The organism is Acinetobacter sp. 'aerobic (ED)', from assembly GCF_904886855.1.
GTDB classification, from domain to species: Bacteria; Pseudomonadota; Gammaproteobacteria; order Pseudomonadales; family Moraxellaceae; genus Acinetobacter; species Acinetobacter courvalinii.
The window spans coordinates 61252-81881 of record NZ_CAJHGI010000008.1; the positions used below are offsets into that span (position 1 = coordinate 61252).

General features: G+C 45.4%; 17 protein-coding genes. 13 read left to right on the forward strand and 4 right to left on the reverse strand.

From position 1 onward, the window contains the following. Positions 1-148: 148 nt before the first annotated feature. The 3 genes from JO943_RS15295 to JO943_RS15305 all read right to left on the reverse strand — a co-directional run bounded on the left by JO943_RS15295 (position 149) and on the right by JO943_RS15305 (position 4617). Positions 149-1432, reverse strand: a complete 1284-nt coding sequence (locus JO943_RS15295) for a ribonucleotide-diphosphate reductase subunit beta (RefSeq protein WP_005228906.1) — start codon at positions 1430-1432, stop codon at positions 149-151. A 143-nt stretch (positions 1433-1575) separates the two neighbouring features. Continuing rightward, positions 1576-1707, reverse strand: a complete 132-nt coding sequence (locus tag JO943_RS15300; protein WP_004655460.1) for a hypothetical protein — start codon at positions 1705-1707, stop codon at positions 1576-1578. A 69-nt stretch (positions 1708-1776) separates the two neighbouring features. After that, positions 1777-4617, reverse strand: a complete 2841-nt coding sequence (locus JO943_RS15305; RefSeq protein ID WP_005283648.1) for a ribonucleoside-diphosphate reductase subunit alpha — start codon at positions 4615-4617, stop codon at positions 1777-1779. 545 nt (positions 4618-5162) lie between these two features. Here JO943_RS15305 and bfmR point away from each other — a divergent pair. After that, positions 5163-5879, forward strand: coding sequence for a response regulator transcription factor BfmR (gene bfmR / locus JO943_RS15310; RefSeq protein WP_004770762.1), 717 nt, complete (start codon positions 5163-5165; stop codon positions 5877-5879). 107 nt (positions 5880-5986) lie between these two features. Further along, positions 5987-7627 carry a sensor histidine kinase BfmS gene (gene bfmS, locus JO943_RS15315; RefSeq protein WP_005228911.1) on the forward strand — a complete coding sequence of 547 codons (1641 nt, stop codon included), beginning with the start codon at positions 5987-5989 and terminating at the stop codon, positions 7625-7627. 114 nt (positions 7628-7741) lie between these two features. On the opposite strand, the gene JO943_RS15320 is transcribed toward bfmS, so the two are convergent. After that, complete coding sequence (locus tag JO943_RS15320) at positions 7742-8098, reverse strand: hypothetical protein (protein WP_005228913.1); 357 nt, start codon at positions 8096-8098, stop codon at positions 7742-7744. 581 nt (positions 8099-8679) lie between these two features. Between JO943_RS15320 and JO943_RS15325 the strand changes: the two genes are divergently transcribed. The 11 genes from JO943_RS15325 (at position 8680) to nuoL (ending at position 20630) form a co-directional block, all read left to right on the forward strand. Further along, positions 8680-9231 carry an NADH-quinone oxidoreductase subunit A gene (locus tag JO943_RS15325; RefSeq protein ID WP_202741241.1) on the forward strand — a complete coding sequence of 184 codons (552 nt, stop codon included), beginning with the start codon at positions 8680-8682 and terminating at the stop codon, positions 9229-9231. Positions 9232-9237: 6 nt separating this feature from the next. Continuing rightward, positions 9238-9915, forward strand: coding sequence for a NuoB/complex I 20 kDa subunit family protein (locus JO943_RS15330; protein ID WP_004638049.1), 678 nt, complete (start codon positions 9238-9240; stop codon positions 9913-9915). 88 nt (positions 9916-10003) lie between these two features. Continuing rightward, positions 10004-11791, forward strand: coding sequence for an NADH-quinone oxidoreductase subunit C/D (nuoC, locus tag JO943_RS15335; RefSeq protein WP_005228923.1), 1788 nt, complete (start codon positions 10004-10006; stop codon positions 11789-11791). A 12-nt stretch (positions 11792-11803) separates the two neighbouring features. After that, on the forward strand, positions 11804-12313 hold the full coding sequence (gene nuoE / locus JO943_RS15340) for an NADH-quinone oxidoreductase subunit NuoE (RefSeq protein WP_004770767.1): 510 nt from the start codon (positions 11804-11806) through the stop codon (positions 12311-12313). Next, entirely contained in the window at positions 12310-13635 is a 1326-nt protein-coding gene (gene nuoF / locus JO943_RS15345) for an NADH-quinone oxidoreductase subunit NuoF (protein WP_005283655.1), read from the forward strand. The genes nuoE and nuoF overlap by 4 nt, the downstream gene beginning before the upstream one ends. Before the next feature lie 11 nt (positions 13636-13646). Next, complete coding sequence (gene nuoG, locus JO943_RS15350; RefSeq protein WP_202741242.1) at positions 13647-16331, forward strand: NADH-quinone oxidoreductase subunit NuoG; 2685 nt, start codon at positions 13647-13649, stop codon at positions 16329-16331. Positions 16332-16334: 3 nt separating this feature from the next. Then, a complete protein-coding gene (gene nuoH, locus JO943_RS15355; protein ID WP_004655440.1) occupies positions 16335-17351 on the forward strand; it encodes an NADH-quinone oxidoreductase subunit NuoH in 1017 nt (338 codons plus the stop codon). Positions 17352-17369: 18 nt separating this feature from the next. After that, on the forward strand, positions 17370-17912 hold the full coding sequence (nuoI, locus tag JO943_RS15360; RefSeq protein ID WP_005228926.1) for an NADH-quinone oxidoreductase subunit NuoI: 543 nt from the start codon (positions 17370-17372) through the stop codon (positions 17910-17912). Beyond that, positions 17912-18430, forward strand: a complete 519-nt coding sequence (nuoJ, locus tag JO943_RS15365) for an NADH-quinone oxidoreductase subunit J (protein ID WP_171062196.1) — start codon at positions 17912-17914, stop codon at positions 18428-18430. The genes nuoI and nuoJ overlap by 1 nt, the downstream gene beginning before the upstream one ends. Beyond that, complete coding sequence (gene nuoK / locus JO943_RS15370; protein WP_004770776.1) at positions 18430-18738, forward strand: NADH-quinone oxidoreductase subunit NuoK; 309 nt, start codon at positions 18430-18432, stop codon at positions 18736-18738. The genes nuoJ and nuoK overlap by 1 nt, the downstream gene beginning before the upstream one ends. Continuing rightward, complete coding sequence (gene nuoL / locus JO943_RS15375) at positions 18735-20630, forward strand: NADH-quinone oxidoreductase subunit L (protein ID WP_032868073.1); 1896 nt, start codon at positions 18735-18737, stop codon at positions 20628-20630. Before nuoK ends, nuoL begins: the two co-directional genes overlap by 4 nt.

The window sequence follows — 20630 nt, forward strand, 5'->3', positions numbered from 1 at the left end:
GATAATCTAAGCGTCAGGTAAATGGATATTAAAATTTAAAAATATTTTTGCTATGGCAATGATGATATGCAAGATAAAAGATTTACAAACCCGCTTTTTATAGTGTTATGCCACGCTATTATTTTATAACAACGTGGCATAATCCAACTTACCAGCTTAACGCACCACCAGTTTGGTAATCCGTTACACGCGTTTCAAAGAAGTTCTTCTCTTTACGCAAGTCCATCATCTCAGACATCCAGCCAAACGGGTTGGTAACACCAGCAAACTGCTCAGGTAAACCAAGTTGCGCTAAACGACGGTTACAGATGAACTTCAAGTATTCTTCCATCATGCTTGCATTCATACCCAATACACCACGTGGCATGGTGTCACGCGCATATTCGATCTCAAGCATCGTGCCTTCAAGAATCATTTGAATCACTTCTTCCTGGAACTCAGCCGTCCACAAGTGCGGGTTCTCGATCTTGATCTGGTTGATCATGTCGATACCGAAGTTCAGGTGCATAGACTCATCACGCAAGATGTACTGGAATTGCTCGGCAACACCGTTCATCTTGTTACGACGGCCCATACTCAAGATTTGAGTAAAGCCACAGTAGAAGAAGATCCCTTCAAGTACACAGTAGAATGCGATCAGGTTACGAAGTAAACGCTGGTCGTTTTCAGGTGTACCGGTGTGGAACGTAGGGTCACTTAAAGATTGCGTATACTTCAGGCCCCATGATGCTTTACGTGCAACACTTGGAATCTCACGGTACATGTTGAAGACTTCGCCTTCGTCCATGCCCAAAGACTCGATACAGTATTGGTAAGCATGGGTGTGAATCGCTTCTTCAAATGCCTGACGCAAAATGTACTGACGGCATTCAGGGTTGGTAATGTGACGGTAAATCGCCAATACCAGGTTGTTTGCAACCAATGAGTCTGCCGTCGAGAAGAAACCTAAAGAACGCATGATGATGGTACGCTCATCTTCGGTTAAGCCATTTTCAGACTTCCAAAGTGCGATGTCATGGTTCATGTTGACTTCTTGCGGCATCCAGTGGTTTGCACACCCGTCAAGGTACTTCTGCCAAGCCCACTCGTATTTGAATGGCACAAGCTGGTTCAAGTCTGCACGACAGTTGATCATGGCTTTATCATCAACCTGAACGCGCTGAGCGCCCATTTCAAGTTCTTCCAGGCCAGGGGCAACGTCTAGGTGTTCTAGGGCTGCAGATGCTCGAGCCAGCGAATCGGCTGAATCTGTTGATCGCACGGTACTGGTTCCAGCGGATTGTGCAGCTGCCACGCGCGGCGATGATTGCTCTGAATCAGATACCACTTGCGTATTAACCGTTTTTTGCGTGTCGATGGGCGCAGACTTGTGTTCAGGTGCAGTCGGTTTTTGCGAATCATCTTCAAAATCGTCCCAACTAAGGATAGACATATCAATTCTCTCTTCGTTGCTTTATATCTTTTATGAAGACATCTCAATCAAGAAGATGTCCTTACTATACGCTCAATTTGTGTAAGCAAAATTAAGTTTTATTGATTGATTTTTTAAAAGTGACCAGTCGTCACTCGCAATCCCTAAGACTTATTTTGATTACGCTGTTGTCTACGTATTTTAAAAAACGCGTAAACGAGGGGGATATAAAACACTAGAAAGGCACAAATCAGCACTATCACACCAAATTGATAATTATGACTGAGATGGAACATGATCTATGCCTCTATAGATTTAAATCTTGCAAGGCCCTTCCAAAGTGAGAAGGGCGTATGCGGATTTAATTACTGACAAGCTTCACAGTCTGGATTGTCGATCGAACAAGCCATTGGGACTGGGGCTGCTGTCGTAAAACCATCTTCTTCAACTGGAGTTTCTGGTTTTTTCTCTGCAACCGCCGCAGGTGCTGCTGCAACCACAGGTGCTTCAACCGATGCCGGTTTTACTGCATTCAGTGCACCGGTATTGATGGTTGATTTCTCGGCAGAGGTTGCACCTAAAGCTCGGAGGTAATAAGTGGTTTTAAGACCACGTAACCATGCCATCTTATAGGTGATGTCAAGTTTCTTACCGTTCGCGCCAGCGATGTACAGGTTCAATGACTGCGCCTGGTCGATCCATTTTTGACGACGAGAAGCAGCATCAACGATCCAGCGGGTATCCACTTCGAATGCAGTTGCGAAGATGGCTTTTAATTCCTCAGGAATACGTGCAATCTTCTGCACCGAACCTTCAAAGTGTTTCAGGTCATTCACCATCACGCTATCCCAAAGACCGCGCTCTTTTAATGCACGAACCAGGTAAGGGTTGATCACGGTGAATTCACCAGACAGGTTCGACTTCACATACAAGTTCTGGAAAGTCGGCTCAATCGATTGAGACACGCCACAAATGTTTGAAATGGTTGCAGTCGGTGCAATCGCCATCACATTCGAGTTACGCATACCGTCTTTTTGAACTTTGGCACGTAATGTGTCCCAGTCTAAACGTTGGGTACGATCCACTTCGAACATGCGTTCCGGACGTGATTTGGCAACGATTTCCAAAGAGTCGATTGGCAGGATACCTTGATCCCACAATGAACCTTTAAATGTTGAGTAAGCACCACGTTCGATTGCAAGGTCGCTTGACGTTTGAATTGCGTAGTAGCTGATTACTTCCATTGATTCGTCAGCAAAATCAACTGCTGCGTCAGAACCGTAAGCAAGATTCATTTCATACAATGCATCTTGGAAGCCCATGATCCCCATACCCACTGGGCGGTGTTTCATGTTTGAGTTTTTCGCTTGTGGTACCGCGTAGTAGTTAATGTCGATGACGTTATCGAGCATACGTACTGCTGTTTTGATGGTACGTGCAAGCTTCTCACGGTCTAACACACCACCTTGAACGTGTTGTACAAGGTTGATCGAACCGAGGTTACATACCGCGATTTCGTCTTGGTTGGTGTTTAAGGTGATTTCTGTACACAAGTTCGATGAATGCACCACGCCCACGTGTTGTTGTGGTGAACGCAAGTTACATACATCTTTGAACGTGATCCACGGATGACCTGTTTCGAACAACATCGAAAGCATTTTGCGCCATAAGTCTTTGGCACGTACTTTCTTGTGTAGCATGTTTTGTTCTTTTGCGACTGCTTCGTAGTGTGCATAACGCTCAGCAAATTCAGCACCGGTCAAGTCATGCAGGTCTGGTGTTTCAGAAGGGGTGAACAGGGTCCACTCAGCATCTTCAAATACACGTTGCATGAACAGGTCAGGAACCCAGTTTGCAGTGTTCATGTCATGGGTACGACGACGGTCATCACCCGTGTTTTTACGTAGCTCCAGGAATTCTTCAACATCCAAGTGCCAAGTTTCGAGGTACGCACAGACTGCACCTTTACGCTTACCACCCTGGTTAACCGCAACCGCTGTATCATTCGCAACTTTCAGGAATGGCACAACACCTTGAGATTTACCGTTGGTGCCTTTGATATAAGAGTTCAAGGCACGTACAGGAGTCCAGTCATTACCTAAACCGCCTGCCCATTTTGAGAGCATGGCGTTGTCACGCATTGCACCATAAATGTCATACAGGTCATCACCAATCGTGGTTAAGTAACAGCTTGATAACTGTGGACGTAATGTCCCTGAGTTAAACAGGGTCGGTGTAGACGCCATGTAATCGAAGCTAGACAGCAAGTCATAGAATTCGATCGCACGATCTTCTTTATGTTCTTCATTAAGGGCAAGACCCATCGATACACGCATAAAGAATAATTGTGGTAATTCGAAACGTACGCCATTCGAGTGAATGAAGTAACGGTCAAATAAGGTTTGCAGACCTAAATAGGTAAACTGGTTTGAGCGCTCAGGCTTGATTGCAGCGGCCAATTTTTCAAGGTCAAAGTCAAGTAGGTCAGCAGAAAGCAGATCAAGCTCAATACCTTTCTTGAGGAAGGTTTCTAAAGCATTGCCTTCTGGTGTATCTGAAGGTAGACCTAAGAATTCAAGACCTGTGCTGACCAATTCATTTGATAATAAACGTGCAGTCACATAAGTATAGTTTGGCTCTTGTTCGATACGGGTACGAGTCGCCATCATCATTGTGGTCGCGATATCGCTTTCTTTTACGCCGTTATAGAGATTCTTTACGGTCTCATCCACGATCGCCTGAACATCGATCCCTTCCAGGCCTTCACTTGCCGTCTGGATGGTTGCAGTCAACGCATCAAGATCCAATGGCTGGAGCTGGCCATTGTTGTCGGTAATCTGAAGGGTAGGGTGATGGTTCGCACCAGTTTGCTGACGGGCACTTGCGCGTTGGTCACGATAGATCACATAGGCACGGGCAACTTTTTGCTCGCCAGTACGCATCAGGGCCAGTTCAACCTGATCCTGAATTTCTTCGATATGAATCGTGCCACCCGAAGGTAAACGACGGTTAAATGTGTTCATAACCATTTCTGTCAATTGGGTGATGCGGTCATGGATACGACTAGAGTCGGTACCTTGTTGACCTTCAACAGCCAGAAATGCTTTCCCAATCGCAACAGAAATTTTCTCGGCATTAAATGGCGCAATCTCACCGGTGCGCTTAATGACCTGAAGTTGGCCAGGAGTAGAAGTGATGATGCTCATGTCAGCATAGCTCCATTATCATCTATTTTTATGTTCATGGACCGTTTGAATCGAGCAAAAAGTATGCCACGATGTTTGAGGGATAAACACAATACTTAGTGGTTAAAGTTTATTTTCAACACAAGATACGGGATTTTTAGCAGTAGATCAATCCTTGACATTTTAGTAAATTTTTTTTCATGTCTTAACTGCTGAATTCACAGGGACATAGCATAACAAAGCCGTTAAAAAAGGCTTATAGATAACTCTGTGGATAACTCAAAAAACAGACACTTAAATTGTTATAGGTGAAGAAAGAAACAAATTGTTTAAGATTGGCACAAAATCTATACTAAATATCCATCCTGAAGAAAAAACGCTTACAATTCTGAAAAATATATTAAAATTCATAATTTTAATAAAAAGATAACAAAACAGGGTAAGCGTGTATCAGTTTGGTGAACGGCTACTTGTTTACAATGTAAACGTGTGTATATTGCAATTCATAAACCAATGTATCTGTCAGATTTATATAGATAGACTCACTCAGATTTTAGGGGCAACAAATGAGCCAAGAAGAAAAGTTACCGAAGATTTTGATTGTAGAAGATGACGAGCGTTTAGCACGTTTAACGCAAGAATATTTGATTCGTAACGGTTTAGAAGTTGGTGTTGAAACTGATGGTAATCGTGCCATTCGTCGTATTATCAGCGAGCAGCCAGATTTAGTGGTGCTTGATGTGATGTTACCTGGTGCAGACGGCTTAACCGTTTGTCGTGAAGTACGTCCGCATTACCATCAACCGATCTTGATGTTAACTGCACGTACCGAAGATATGGATCAGGTACTGGGTCTGGAAATGGGTGCAGATGACTATGTTGCCAAGCCTGTTCAGCCACGCGTATTGTTAGCGCGTATTCGTGCCTTATTACGTCGTACCGATAAAACGGTTGAAGACGAAGTCGCACAACGTATCGAGTTTGATGATCTGGTAATTGATAACGGTGGTCGTTCAGTGACTTTAAATGGTGATCTGGTTGATTTCACCAGCGCTGAATATGACCTGTTATGGTTACTTGCTTCAAATGCCGGTCGCATCCTGTCTCGTGAAGATATCTTCGAGCGTTTACGCGGTATTGAGTATGACGGTCAGGACCGTTCGATTGATGTACGTATCTCGCGTATCCGTCCAAAAATCGGTGATGATCCGGAAAATCCAAAACGTATTAAAACCGTCCGCAGTAAAGGTTATTTATTCGTTAAAGAAACCAACGGGATCTAAATCCCTGGAATCCCCCTGCATTCAGGGGGATTTTTTCCTTTCCACAAAGGACTTGCGTAGTAGCGCTGCTCAAGTGGGGTTTTAATGAGCTTGGAATTATTTAGCTTATGGTAAGTCGAGTACTGAAAAACAGCATATTCTTGCGTATTTATGCTGGCTTGGTGGTTTTGGTGGTTGTGGTTGCCGCATTTTGTTATTTGCTGGTCCAGATTATCAACTACCAACGGGCGCAGGAATATCGTGAATCTCTGACCGATGGCATTTCCTATGTCATTAGTGAGGGGGTATCTCGCCAGCCAGAAAAACAGCAGAAACTCGACTGGATTTCCGATGCTTCTGATTTGCTGGAATTGCCGATCTACTATGTGGATGCAGAGCGGGTCGAGTTATCGCGTACCGAGAAAAAACGCATTGCCGAGCAAAAGTCAGTAGTTCGTTACGATGCCAATAACGGCATTGGCTATATCATTATCGGTCTGAAAGACGATCCTAAGCATTTCCTGTATATCAAGGTCGATAAGATTGGCGAACGCCAGATGAAAGCGCTGCCGATCTTTGTGCTGGATTATCTGATTTTCTATCCGGGGCAGGAACGCGAATATCTAGAGCGGATCAAAAAACATTTCTATTACCCGATTGAAATTGCCGATATTAAAGATATCAATCTGGATTCGGAGCAAATTGGTCGTTTACGTCAGGATCAAAGCATCCTGCTGTATAAAGACAGTGCAACCGTTCGTGGCACCACCATTTCAATTGTTTCCCCAATGCCTAATCACCCTGCGCAAGTATTGATTCTGGGTCCGGTACCGATGTTTAACTGGATGCCATTCCAGCTTTCCGCAGGTATTACCTTGTTCAGCCTGTTCTTGCTGAGTCTGGGCGTTTATGGTCTGATTCTGCCGCTGGAACGTAAAATCCGTCAGGTGCGCCATGCCTTGAACAAGATGAAGTCAGGTGATTTGTCATTACGTGTCCCGATCGAGGGAAGTGATGAGATGGCCAATCTGGCTTCCAGTTATAACAATATGTCAGATCATATTCAGCGTCTGATTGAGGCGCAGCGTGAGTTGATGCGTGCGGTATCACATGAGCTCAGAACCCCTGTCGCGCGGATTCGTTTTGGTATGGAAATGCTGGCAGAGGAAGATGACTATAACTACCGTATCCAGCAAGTCGACATGATCGATAAGGATATTGAAGCACTCAATACCCTGATCGATGAAATCATGACTTATGCCAAACTGGAGCAGGGCACTCCTTCTCTGGATTTCGAAGAAATTGTACTGGTTGAAGTTCTGGATCAGGTGGCAATGGAAACCGAAGCGTTGAAGACGCAAAAGGAAATCGAGCTGATTGCACCGCCATTGGCCTTGCAGGTTGATGCAGAGCGTCGTTATCTACACCGTGTGGTGCAGAACCTGGTCGGAAATGCGGTGCGCTACTGTGATCATAAGGTGCGCATTAGTGGTGGTATCCGTGCCGATGGTAATGCCTATGTCTGTGTTGAAGATGATGGGCCGGGGATTCCTGAGCAAGAGCGTGCCCGTATCTTTGAAGCCTTTGCGCGTCTGGATGATAGTCGTACCCGTGCTTCAGGTGGTTATGGCCTGGGCTTGTCGATTGTCAGTCGTATTGCTTACTGGTTTGGCGGCACGATTCAGGTGGATCAGAGTCCAAATCTGGGCGGTGCACGGTTTATCATGACCTGGCCGGCAAAACGTTATAAGCAAGGCTTGAAGAAATAATTAAAAAAGGAATGGCAAGTACCATTCCTTTTTTGTTTTAGCCCCATAAAAAAGCCAAGGCGTTAAATGCCTTGGCTCAATTGATCAGAACAGTACTGATCCATCTACCTGTATTTATTCATGTACCGAAGGGTCAGGTTCGATCAAGGATTTGCCCGAGCGAAGCGCCTGTAACGCATCGGCATTGAAATCAATCAGTAGCGAATTGTTCTTGATGTCGATTTTATAGCCCTGAATCAGTGCCTGATCTCCATTTAAGGTTTCGACTTTATAACTGTCGGCAATATTGAGAATACTGTCTAAATTGGTGGTGGTAGCGGCAAAATCCTCTCTAAAAACCTGGTAGATGTCTCTTAAATCAAAAATCGCGTTATCAGCATCTGGATGTTTTCGAACATAACTTTCTATATGACGCATCAGTAGTTGTGAAAAAAAGAAATAATCCGAGTCGTGTGTGTATTCTAGATGCATGTTTTTCTCCTTCTTTGCTTCTATTAGAATAACGATCTATTGCTAGAGCTGTGTATAAAGATAATTAAAGTATTTAGCTGAATTGCAACATATTATGTCGAAATGGCAGCCCGGTTTCGATATTGTTATCAGGCTGGATCGATCGCCTGATCTGCCAGTTGAAATTATGATTCATTAAAATACTGTTTTCTGACCAGATAAAAATAATCCGTCGCAGGATATATACAGCTTACGGTTAAATTTTCAACATAGATTTGCAGCAATGCAATCATAGGGTTCATGTTGCCATATTTTTGTGCATTGAGCAGAAATGCAGAATGTCTTTGATGCGTTGATAAAGAAAAAAATGATCAATATAGGGTGTTTGATTAGATAATTCGATTTCTAGGGGTGAATTAAGCATGATCCCGTCTATATCCGTAACTTTATGGACAAAATCATCCGAAAGACTAAAGCGCTTCAACTAGCATGAGAAATTAGAAATCAGGTACAATTGGCGGGATTAATTTTGTGTTTGGTGTATTTGAAGGCCAATACATACATTCTTTGTTAAAAATAGGCCTGCCAGGAGTTATCCCCGCATGAGTGCCATTACTCCATACGATTGGGCAATTATTGCCTTCGTGATCGGCGTTACATTTCTTTGCGTTTTTATGCTCACTGTTCCCTTACTCCTAGGGGGTAAAGCATGGGGACGTGCGAAGCAAGAGCAGTTTGAGTCAGGTGTAGTTGGTGCGGGCGGTGCTCGTATCCGCTTGTCTGCCAAGTTCTATTTAGTTGCAATTTTCTTTGTGGTCTTCGATCTGGAAGCCCTCTATCTTTACGCTTGGTCAACTTCAGTTCGTGAAGTGGGTTGGGTGGGTTTTGCAACGGCTGCCGTATTTATTCTGGTTTTATTAATTGGTTTGATTTACGAACTTTCAACTGGTGCACTGAACTGGGCACCTTCTGATCGCCGTAAAGCTGCCGGTATCAAAACCCATATCGGTTCGCCAAATATGAACATTGCTGACATTACCCGATTCAATAACATTGAAGAGTTGGTTGTCGATCCTACTGGTCATATTCCAGCACAGTCTTCTGGTCGTGTTAAATCTAAAACACCGACTACCTCAACATCTGAACAGGAGTAAGTCGGGATGAAATATACTTTAACCCGTGCGAATCCGGATGCCGATCAATATCCATTACAAGATCGTCAAATCGTCACTGATCCACTTGAGGAAGAAGTGAATAAAAGTGTGATGATGACGCGTCTAGAAGATGTGTTGCATACCGCAGTGAACTGGGGGCGTAAAAACTCTTTGTGGCCATTTAACTTTGGTACTTCATGCTGCTACGTTGAATATGCAACTACATTAACAGGCGTTCATGACTTGTCACGCTTTGGTGCCGAAGTAATTCGTGCTTCACCGCGTCAGGCAGACTTGATGATTGTTGCAGGAACCTGCTTTGTCAAAATGGCACCTGTCATTCAACGTTTGTATGAACAGATGCTTGAACCTAAATGGGTCATCTCAATGGGTGCTTGTGCTAACTCAGGTGGTATGTACGACATCTATTCCGTGGTTCAGGGTGTAGACAAAATTATTCCTGTTGATGTGTACATCCCAGGTTGTCCGCCTCGTCCAGAAGCATTGATCCAAGCATTGATGTTACTTCAAGACCAAATTCAACTAGAGCGCCGTCCACTTTCAGCGGTTATTGGTGATGATCTTCAGCCTGTGTATAAGCCAAAGATGATGCCAGAACGTGACCGTAAAAATGCTGAACGTATTGCGGTGAAAAACTTACGCTCTATGGATGAAATTAAATAATTTTAACGATGAGTTTTTGACATGTCCCGTGATGGGTATGGTCATCGGAAAAATTTCCAGAATTTGTATTAAATAGGAAGCCAAGCCAATGGCTGAAACTGACATTGCTATGCCAGAATCAACGCCAGTTGATTCACGCCCAGCATTTGCAATCGTAGAAGAGCTCAAAACCAAATTTGGTGAGAACTTTTACGTGCAGGCGACTTTTGAAGAGTTTCCAACAGTCTGGGTTGAGCGCGCACGCGTGCAAGAAGTCCTCATGTTCCTCCGTAAAGTGGAACGTCCTTATGTCATGCTGTTTGACTTGTCTGCGGTAGATGAGCGTTTACGTGTTCACCGTGACGGTTTGCCAGCATCTGACTTTACTGTGTTCTATCATTTGTTATCGCTTGAGCGTAACAGTGACATCCGTATCAAAGTTGCGTTGAATGAAAATGATTTAAGCATTCCAACCGCAACCAATATCTGGCCAAATGCCAACTGGTACGAGCGTGAAGCTTACGATATGTTTGGTATCGATTTCGCCGGGCATCCAATGCTTCGTCGTATCTTGTTGCCAACCTATTGGGAAGGTCATCCGTTACGTAAAGAATATTCTGCCCGTGCGACAGAATATACGCCGTATATGCAAGACCAGGCAAAGCAGGACTTCGAACAAGAACACTTACGCTTTGTACCAGAAGACTGGGGTCTAAAACGCGGTAATGACGACGAAGACTTCATGTTCCTAAACTTGGGTCCTAACCATCCATCTGCGCACGGTGCTTTCCGTGTGGTATTACAGCTGGACGGTGAAGAAGTCAAAGACTGTGTGCCGGATATCGGTTATCACCACCGTGGTGTGGAAAAGATGGCTGAACGTCAAACCTGGCATTCATTCATTCCGTATACCGATCGTGTTGACTACCTTGGTGGTTGTGCGCAAAACATGCCATACGTGATGGCTGTTGAGCAAATGGCAGGAATTAAAGTTCCTGAGCGTGCACAAGTCATTCGTGTGTTGTTGAACGAATTATTCCGTATCAATAACCACTTGTTGTTCTGTGGTACCGCGATTCAGGATGCCGGTGGTATGACACCAGTATTCTATATGTTCGCAGACCGTCAAAAAGTCTATGACATCGTTGAAGCGATTACCGGTTACCGTATGCACCCAGCTTGGTTTCGTATCGGTGGTACAGCACATGACCTTCCAAACAACTGGCAAAAACTGGTGAAAGATTTGCTGGATTGGATGCCGAAGCGTTTGAACGAGTACTACACGGCTGCACTTAAAAACTCGGTATTTATTGGTCGTACGCGTAACGTTGCGCAATACGATGCTAAATCTGCGTTGGCTTGGGGTGTGACCGGTACAGGTTTACGTGCGACAGGTATTGATTTTGACGTTCGTAAATATCGTCCATACAGTGGTTATGAAAATTTCGACTTTGATATTCCAGTGGAATATGAAGGCGATGCATACGCACGTGTCCTGGTTCACTTCCGTGAAATCACTGAATCATTGAAAATTATTCAACAGTGCTTGGATAACATGCCATCTGGTCCATATAAAGCGGATCACCCATTGGCTGTTCCACCACCAAAAGACAAGACATTACAAGATATTGAAACCTTGATTACGCACTTCCTAAGCGTATCTTGGGGTCCTGTAATGCCGGCAGGCGAGTCTTCATTCATGACTGAAGTAGTGAAGGGTGCGAGTACCTATTACCTCACTTCTGACAAGTCAACCATGAGTTACCGTACCCGTATTCGTACGCCAACGTTCACGCATTTACAGCAAATGCCATCGGTGATTAACGGCAGTCTGGTGTCTGACTTGATCATTTATTTGGCGACCATTGACGTGGTTATGGCTGACGTGGATCGCTAGGGGTAAACGATTATGATGATTTTGACTGATAAAAAACCACGTGTGAATGTTGAAGGGATTTTGACTGCGGACGAAATCCATGAAATTGAACATCACATTGGCCACTATCCATACCCACGTGCAGCCTCTCTGGATGCGTTGAAGTGTGTACAGCGCCGTAATGGCTGGGTAGATGACGCACAAATGAATGCGATTGCACAATTGCTCAGCATGAGTGTGGCGGATCTGGAAGGCGTAGCAACGTTCTATAACCGTATCTACCGTCAACCTGTGGGTCGTCACGTGATTTTATTGTGTGACTCGATTGCATGCTTCTTGATGGGTGCAGAAACTTTGGCAGAAGCCTTCCAGCGCGAGTTGGGAATCCAGTATGGACAAACCACAGCAGATGGTCGTTTTACCTTGCTCCCGATTTGCTGTCTAGGCAACTGCGACAAAGGGCCAACCTTAATGATTGATGAAGATACTCACGGTTTAGTGGATGTGTCATCAGTTAAACAGTTATTGGAGAAGTATGTATGAATACTGAACCAAAACCAATTTATGGCGACGGTAATCCAGAAACTCATCCGCTGACCTGGCGTTTGAGCAAACAGGATGCAGTACGTAATGCTGACGAGTACGAAACACTAGAAGGCTATGCAGGCTTTAAAAAAGCACTTGGCATGCCACCAAAAGATGTACTTGAAGTGATTAAAGCTGCGACGGTAAAAGGTCGTGGTGGTGCAGGTTTCCCGGCAGGGATCAAATGGTCATTGATGGCGCCAAACGATGGTGGTCCTCGCTATTTGATCTGTAATGCCGATGAAATGGAGCCGGGTACCTTTAAAGACCGTTTGTTGATGGAAAAACTTCCACATCAATTGATCGAAGGGATGCTGATTGCAGGTTATACCCTAGAGGCAACTCAAGGTTATATCTTCATCCGTGGCGAATATATCGAAGCAGCTCAATACTTAAATGAAGCATTAGAGCAAATCCGTGCTAAAGGTTACCTAGGTGAAAACATCCTCGGAACGGGCTGGAATTTTGATCTACACGTTCATACCGGTGCAGGCCGTTATATTTGCGGTGAAGAAACTGCATTGATTAACTCGCTTGAAGGCCGTCGTGCCAATCCGCGTACCAAGCCACCATTCCCGCAAGTTGCAGGTGCATGGGGCCGTCCAACGATTGTCAACAACGTTGAGACCTACAATAACTTGCCAGCCATCATGTTGCGTGGTCCTGAGTGGTATATCAACCTTTCAGCAGGTAAGTCGAAAGATCCAGGCACCAAGATTTATGGTGCATCAGGTAAAGTCAAATTCCCGGGTCTCTGGGAACTGCCATTCGGTACCACTGCGCGTGAAGTGATTGAAGAACATGCGGGCGGTATGCGTGACGGTTTGACCTTGAAAGCCTGGTTACCGGGTGGTGCATCGACGGACTTCCTGGCCGCTGAACACATTGATCTACCAATGGATTCTGAAAGCATCATGAAAGCAGGTTCACGTTTAGGTACCTGTCTGTTGATGGTGGTGGATGAAACTCAATGTATGGTTTCTGCGACACGTAATTTAGAAGAATTCTTTGCGCGTGAATCATGTGGTTTCTGTACACCATGCCGTGATGGTTTACCTTGGGCAGTGAAAGCGCTTAAAGCACTGGAAACAGGCGAAGGTAAGAAAGAAGATATCGACCATTTACAAGAACTGACGCGTAAATTGTGGATCGGTAAAACTTTCTGTGCTCACGCACCAGGTGCGATGGAGCCGCTTATGGGCGCACTTAAATATTTCCGTAGCGAGTTTGAAGCAAAGGTTAAAACCCATGCTCCAGCTCTAGACGTAGAACAAGCTTAAGGAATTCGACTATGGCTACAATTCATGTCGATGGAAAATCGTATGAAGTTAACGGCTCAGAAAACTTGCTACAAGCATGTCTCAGCCTTGGCATCGACATCCCGTATTTTTGTTGGCACCCATCCTTAGGTTCTGTTGGTTCATGTCGTCAATGTGCGGTGACTCAGTATGCAAATCCTGAGGACACGCGTGGACGCTTGGTGATGTCATGTATGACACCTGCTGCCGACAATACCTATATCTCGATTGAAGACAAAGAAGCAACGGATTTCCGTGCGTCGATCGTTGAATTCTTGATGACCAATCACCCGCATGACTGTCCAGTCTGTGAAGAAGGTGGTCACTGTCATTTACAAGATATGACGGTGATGACCCAGCACGACCGTCGTCGCTACCGCTTTACCAAACGTACCCACTATAACCAAGAGTTAGGTTCGTTTATTGCGCATGAGATGAACCGTTGTATCGCGTGCTACCGTTGTGTGCGTTACTACAAAGACTATGCTGGCGGTACTGACTTTGGTGTTTATGCCAACGCTTCACGTGTGTATTTCGGTCGTCCAGAATCAGGCACTTTAGAATCTGAATTCTCGGGTAACCTGACTGAAGTGTGTCCAACCGGTGTATTCACCGATAAAACCCACTCAGCACGCTACAACCGTAAATGGGATATGCAGTATGCGCCAAGCGTATGTCATGGCTGTTCTTCAGGTTGTAACATCTCTCCGGGTGAGCGTTATGGCGAAATCCGTCGTGTTGAAAACCGTTTCAACGGTTCAGTCAACCAGTACTTCCTTTGTGACAAAGGCCGTTTTGGTACAGGCTATGTGAACCGTGCAGACCGTCCACGTCAACCGCAATTCCGCAATGCTGAAACGGTTGCAACTGTGAGTGTGGATCAGGCACTGGATCAGGTGATTGCCCAATTGCAAGGCAAGAAAGTGTTAGGTATTGGTTCACCACGCGCAAGCCTGGAATCAAACTACGCACTTCGCGAACTGGTTGGCCAAGACAACTATTCAACCGGTATGTCGCAAAAAGACCAGAATCTGGTGGAGTTGGCAGCATCAATCATGCAAACACAGGGCATCTATAACCCGAACATGCGTGAAATTGAAAGCTATGACGCCGTGTTGATCCTGGGTGAAGACTTAACCCAAACTGCGCCACGTATGGCTTTATCGGTTCGTCAAGCTGCGAAAAACAAAGCCAAAGAAATGGCTGCTGCAACACGTACTCCAGACTGGTTGGCTGAACCTGTTCAACGTATTGGTCAAGATGCAAAATCACCAATCTATATCCTTGCTGCAACACAAACCCGTTTAGCGGATGTGGCAACAGGTGAAGTGGTTGCATCTCCAAATGACATCGCACGTTTAGGTTTCGCGGTTGCTGCGGCGGTTAAAGGCGAAGCGCTTTCTGGTTTGGCGGATGATGCCAAAGCATTTGCGCAAACCATTGCGGATACCTTGAAAGCGGCGAAAAAGCCATTGATTATCTCGGGTACCAGCTTACAAGATCCTGCCATCATGGAAGCTGCGGCTCAAGTTGCGCAAAACCTTGGTGAACATGCTGGCTTGTCATTGACCGTTCCTGAAGTGAACTCAATGGGCTTGGCACTATTTGGCGGATTAAGCTTGGAGCAAGCATTTGCACAAGATTATGATGCAGTGGTTGTCATTGAAAATGACTTGACTCGTCGTTTACCTGTAGCGCAAGTGAAAGCTGCATTTGACAAGGCTGAAACTGTGATCGTACTCGATCATAGTGAAACTGAAACCTTGAAACTTGCAGATATCGTCCTGTCAGCAGCAAGCTTTGCTGAGGGTGATGGTACTGTCGTGAGCCAAGAAGGCCGTGCACAACGTTTCTATCAAGTGTATGACCCAAGCTACTACAAGCCTGAATATGCGATCAAAGAATCTTGGCGCTGGTTACATGCCATTGAGACGGGTATTAAAGGCAAAGCGGTAGACTGGACACTTCTTGATGATGTGATTGATGACATCGTGAAGAATGTTCCTGTGCTTGAAGCGATTCAGGATGTTGCACCGGATGCGGGCTATCGTATTCATGGTTTGAAGATTGCACGTGAACCACGTCGTTATTCTGGCCGTACTGCAATGCGTGCGCCATTATCGGTTCACGAACCGAAACAACCGACTGATCCTGATTCGGCATTAACCTTCTCAATGGAAGGTTATGTGGGGAATCAGACCGCATCGTCACTGGTCCCATTCGCATGGTCTGCGGGCTGGAACTCACCACAAGCCTGGAACAAATACCAGGATGAAGTGGGCGGTCACTTAAAAGGTGGTGATTCGGGTGTGCGTTTATTCGATCGTTTAGCAAAACGTCCTGCACGTAGCTATGTGGCGCCATCAGCAGTTGTTGTGAATCCTGAAAGCTTCCGTCTTGTACCAATGCACCATATTTTTGGTTCTGGCGAATTCACCATTAAAACACCTGCAATGGAATCTCGTATTCCTGAAGCGATGTTTGCGGTGGGCGAGCAAGATGCGACCCGTTTAAAGGTTCAGGATGGTCAACGTATTACCGTGCAAGCGGGCGAGACCAGCATCAGCTTACCTGTACAAGTGATCGAATATTTACCAACAGGTTATATCGGTTATCCAATTGGTCTGGCACCAACAGTTTCATTGGCAGAGCCAGTGTCTGTGGCGGTAGGAGTGTAATTCATGAATCAAGAAATTATACGTCAAACGCCACTTTGGGCTGAGAACTGGCCAATCGCTTATTCAGTGATTCAAGCCATTGTGATCTTGCTGGTGGTGGTTTTGGTTGCTGCGTTAATGTCATTTATTGAGCGTCGTCTCTTGGCATTATGGCAAGACCGTTATGGTCCAAACCGTGTTGGTCCGGGTGGTATGTTCCAGATCGTTGCCGACATGCTCAAGATCATGTTCAAAGAAGACTGGACACCAAAGTTTGCGGATAAGTTGACTTTCCGTTTAGCACCAGCAGTTGCGATGGCAACTGCGGTACTTTCGTTCATGGTGATTCCAGTAAGTCCTACACTGGGCGTTGCGGACATGAGTATCGGCCTATTGTTCTTTATGGCAATGGCGGGTATCGCAGTTTATGCAGTGCTATTTGGTGGTTGGGCATCTAACAACAAATACTCATTACTCGGTGGTCTGCGTTCTGCTGCTCAAACCATTTCTTATGAAGTGTTCTTGGGTATCTCGTTGATGGGTGTGGTTGCGATTGCAGGCTCATTCAACATGCGTGAGATTGTTGAAGCACAACGTGATATGTGGTTCATCATTCCGCAATTCTTAGGCTTCCTGATCTTTGTGGTAGCGGGTGTTGCGGTTACGCATCGTCATCCATTTGACCAACCGGAAGCTGAGCAAGAATTGGCCGAAGGTTACCACGTAGAATACGGTGGGATGAAGTGGGGGATGTTCTTCGTTGCGGAATACGTCAACGTGGTCTTGATCTCTGCCTTGATCGTAACTTTATTCTTCGGCGGATGGCTTGCACCATTTAACCTGGAAATTCCATTTGTTCCACCATTATTCTGGTTCGTGATTAAAACAGCATTCTTTGTAATGATGTTTGTCTTGGCACGTGGTTCGTTAATGCGTCCGCGTTATGACCAAGTGATGAACTTTGGTTGGAAAGTTTGTTTGCCATTGGCGTTGGTCAACTTGTTAGTGACTGGTGCTGTGATTCTGATGAATCAGGCCTAGGACAGCAGGGAGTACAAAATGTATAAAATTCTAGCTGGCTTCGGATCGATTGTACGTTCGTTATGGATGGTGTTCAGCCATGTAACGCGTAAACGTGACACGATCTTGTATCCAGAAGTACCAGGTGAACAAATTGCACCTCCACGCTATCGTGGTCGTATCGTGTTAACACGTGACCCGGATGGTGAAGAGCGTTGTGTGGCATGTAACCTTTGTGCGGTGGCTTGCCCGGTTGGCTGTATTTCATTGCAGAAAGCGGAAAAAGAAGATGGACGTTGGTATCCGGAATTTTTCCGTATCAACTTCTCGCGCTGCATTTTCTGCGGTATGTGTGAAGAAGCTTGTCCGACCACTGCGATTCAAATGACACCAGATTTCGAACTCGGTGAATATGTACGTCAGGACTTGGTCTATGAGAAAGAAAACTTACTCATCTCAGGACCGGGTAAATATCCTGACTACAACTTCTATCGTGTTACCGGTATGGCGGTGAGCGGTAAAGACAAAGGTCAGGCACAAAAAGAAAGTGCACCAGTTGATGTACGGAGCTTATTACCATGATGTGGCCATTTTATTTGATGGCACTCGTGGCCATTGTTTCGACAGTACGTGTTGTGACCAACACCAATCCTGTACATGCATTATTAAGTTTGATCGTTTCTCTTCTTGCTGTTGCAGGCATTTTCATGATCGTAGGCGCGCCGTTTGCTGGTGCGCTTGAGATCATCGTGTATGCAGGTGCCATCATGGTCTTGTTCGTCTTCGTTGTCATGATGCTGAATCTTGGTCAGGATACGATTGAACAGGAAAGCAAATGGTTGACCTCAGATGCCTGGGCCTATCCTGCACTGATGAGCTTCTTGTTAGGCTTGATTCTGGTATGGATGTTAGGCGGTGAATACACCACAATTTCTGCGCCAATGGGTACAGAAGTTGTTGGCCCGAAAGCAGTCGGTCAAGCCCTATTTACTCACTATCTATTATTGGTAGAAGTTGCCGCGATGTTATTGCTTGCAGCACTGGTTGCAGCATTCCACTTAGGCAAACGTGAACCAGGTGCAGAAGAGGATAAAGAATAATGGGACACATCCCTTTAGAACATGGTTTGATCGTTGCAACCATCCTTTTTGCACTGGGTTTTTACGGTGTGATGGTGCGACGCAACCTATTATTTATGCTAATGAGCCTTGAAATCATGATGAATGCTGCTGCGTTGGCATTCGTTTTGGCAGGTAGTGTTTGGGCACAGCCAGATGGACAAGTCATGTTCATCCTGATTCTGACCCTTGCTGCAGCAGAGGCATGTATCGGTCTTGCGATCGTCCTTCAGTTTTATCATCGCTTCCATCATCTGGATGTGGATGCTGCTAGTGAGATGCGCGGATGAGTACATTATATTTAACCGTTTTATTCCCGCTCATTGGTTTTATCCTTTTAGCGGCAGGGCGTGACAAACTTTCTGAAAATGTCGCTGCCATTATTGGTGTCGGTTCAGTTGGTTTATCTGCGTTATTTGCTTTAATTGCCGGTCTTGCATTTACCAGCAGCGGTCAAACCGTTTTTGTTCAGCATTTATGGACCTGGTTCAGTGTTGGCGGTTTTGAGCCAGGCATCAGCTTACATTTAGACGGCTTGTCATTATTGATGACCGGCATGATCACAGGTGTTGGTTTCCTGATTCACATCTTCGCTTCATGGTATATGCGTGGTGAAGAAGGTTATGCGCGTTTCTTCTCTTATTTCAACCTGTTCGTTGCCAGCATGTTGTTGTTGGTACTCGGTGATAACCTGGCGTTATTATTCCTGGGTTGGGAAGGCGTAGGTCTGTGTTCATACCTGTTGATTGGTTTCTACTACTCAAATCCTGCAAATGGCTGGGCAGCAATCAAGGCATTCACCGTAACACGTGTGGGTGACGTTTTCTTACTGATTGCATTGTTCTTGCTTTATCAACAGTTTGGTACTTTGAATACACAGTACATTGTTGAAAATGCAGCGACCGTAATGACGCAAAGCTCATCATTGTCGATCTGGACCGCATTGATGTTGTTCTTGGGTGCAGCAGGTAAATCTGCGCAAATCCCATTGCAAACCTGGTTAGCCGATGCGATGGCGGGTCCTACACCAGTATCTGCATTGATCCACGCTGCGACCATGGTAACAGCGGGTGTGTACTTATGCTGCCGTATGTTCTCTGTGATGGAAATGGCACCAGAAGTAATGCAGTTCATCTCGATTACGGGTGCAGTAACTTTGCTTGTGGCTGGTTTTGCCGCATTGGTTCAAACCGATATCAAACGTATTCTGGCTTACTCAACCATGAGTCAGCTCGGTTATATGTTTATGGCGGTGGGTGCTGAAGCGTACCAGGCAGGTTTATTCCACATGCTGGCTCACGCCTTCTTTAAAGCATTATTGTTCCTTTCTTCAGGTGCAGTCATTCTTGCATGTCATCATGAACAGAACATTTTCAAAATGGGTGGATTACGTCACAAGATCCCATTCGTATTCTGGTGTTTCGTGATCGGTGGTGGCGCATTGGCAGCACTTCCAATCGTAACCGTGGGCTTCTTCTCTAAAGATGCGATCTTGGGTGCGGTATATGCTCAGTCGACCATTGCTAATCTTCCACTTTACAATACCTTGTACTGGGTGGGTGTTGCAGGCGCATTCTTAACGTCGATCTATACCTTCCGCTTAATCTGGGTGGTCTTCTTCGGCGAAGAGAAAACCCATGCACATGCCATTCATGGTGTCACTTACTGGGGTCCGCTTGCGATTCTTGCTGCATTGTCAACAGGTATTGGTTACTTCTTACAAGCACCCGTTGCCAAGTTATTGACGACTGCAAATATTCCAAGTTTTGTGATTCCTGAAAGCTTAGAAGCTGCTGTTTCTCATGCTGAACACTTAGCAAGTGGTGTTGCCCTTGTGGGTCTGGCTGTGGGTATCTTCTTGTTTGCCTTTGCGTATGGTGCAGTTAAATCATTTGCTCAAAGTTCTTTGGGTTCAGGTTTAGCGCATATCTGCCGTACAGCATTCGGTTTTGATGCCTTGTATGACATCGTCTTTGTAAAACCTTACTTATTGATTGCGAAAATTTTAGGTCGTGATCCGGTTGACGGTTTATGGTTAGTGCTCCCTGCTATTGTGAAGGGCGGTAATAGCTTTACAAGTTCGCGTCAAACAGGTTCATTACGTGAATACGCATCAAGCATGTCACTCGGTGTAGTGGTGTTATTGATGATCTTGATCGTGATTCAGGTTGTGGGGAAATAA

Coding starts and splice junctions, on each gene's coding strand:
- nuoC (WP_005228923.1), top strand. CDS start 10,004: ATGGCTGAAACTGACATTGCTATGCCAGAATCAACGCCAGTTGATTCA.
- JO943_RS15305 (WP_005283648.1), bottom strand. CDS start 4,617: ATGAGCATCATCACTTCTACTCCTGGCCAACTTCAGGTCATTAAGCGC.
- nuoL (WP_032868073.1), top strand. CDS start 18,735: ATGAGTACATTATATTTAACCGTTTTATTCCCGCTCATTGGTTTTATC.
- JO943_RS15325 (WP_202741241.1), top strand. CDS start 8,680: ATGAGTGCCATTACTCCATACGATTGGGCAATTATTGCCTTCGTGATC.
- JO943_RS15300 (WP_004655460.1), bottom strand. CDS start 1,707: ATGTTCCATCTCAGTCATAATTATCAATTTGGTGTGATAGTGCTGATT.
- nuoG (WP_202741242.1), top strand. CDS start 13,647: ATGGCTACAATTCATGTCGATGGAAAATCGTATGAAGTTAACGGCTCA.
- nuoI (WP_005228926.1), top strand. CDS start 17,370: ATGTATAAAATTCTAGCTGGCTTCGGATCGATTGTACGTTCGTTATGG.
- nuoJ (WP_171062196.1), top strand. CDS start 17,912: ATGTGGCCATTTTATTTGATGGCACTCGTGGCCATTGTTTCGACAGTA.
- nuoE (WP_004770767.1), top strand. CDS start 11,804: ATGATGATTTTGACTGATAAAAAACCACGTGTGAATGTTGAAGGGATT.
- nuoH (WP_004655440.1), top strand. CDS start 16,335: ATGAATCAAGAAATTATACGTCAAACGCCACTTTGGGCTGAGAACTGG.
- nuoF (WP_005283655.1), top strand. CDS start 12,310: ATGAATACTGAACCAAAACCAATTTATGGCGACGGTAATCCAGAAACT.
- JO943_RS15295 (WP_005228906.1), bottom strand. CDS start 1,432: ATGTCTATCCTTAGTTGGGACGATTTTGAAGATGATTCGCAAAAACCG.
- JO943_RS15320 (WP_005228913.1), bottom strand. CDS start 8,098: ATGCATCTAGAATACACACACGACTCGGATTATTTCTTTTTTTCACAA.
- bfmR (WP_004770762.1), top strand. CDS start 5,163: ATGAGCCAAGAAGAAAAGTTACCGAAGATTTTGATTGTAGAAGATGAC.
- nuoK (WP_004770776.1), top strand. CDS start 18,430: ATGGGACACATCCCTTTAGAACATGGTTTGATCGTTGCAACCATCCTT.
- JO943_RS15330 (WP_004638049.1), top strand. CDS start 9,238: ATGAAATATACTTTAACCCGTGCGAATCCGGATGCCGATCAATATCCA.
- bfmS (WP_005228911.1), top strand. CDS start 5,987: ATGGTAAGTCGAGTACTGAAAAACAGCATATTCTTGCGTATTTATGCT.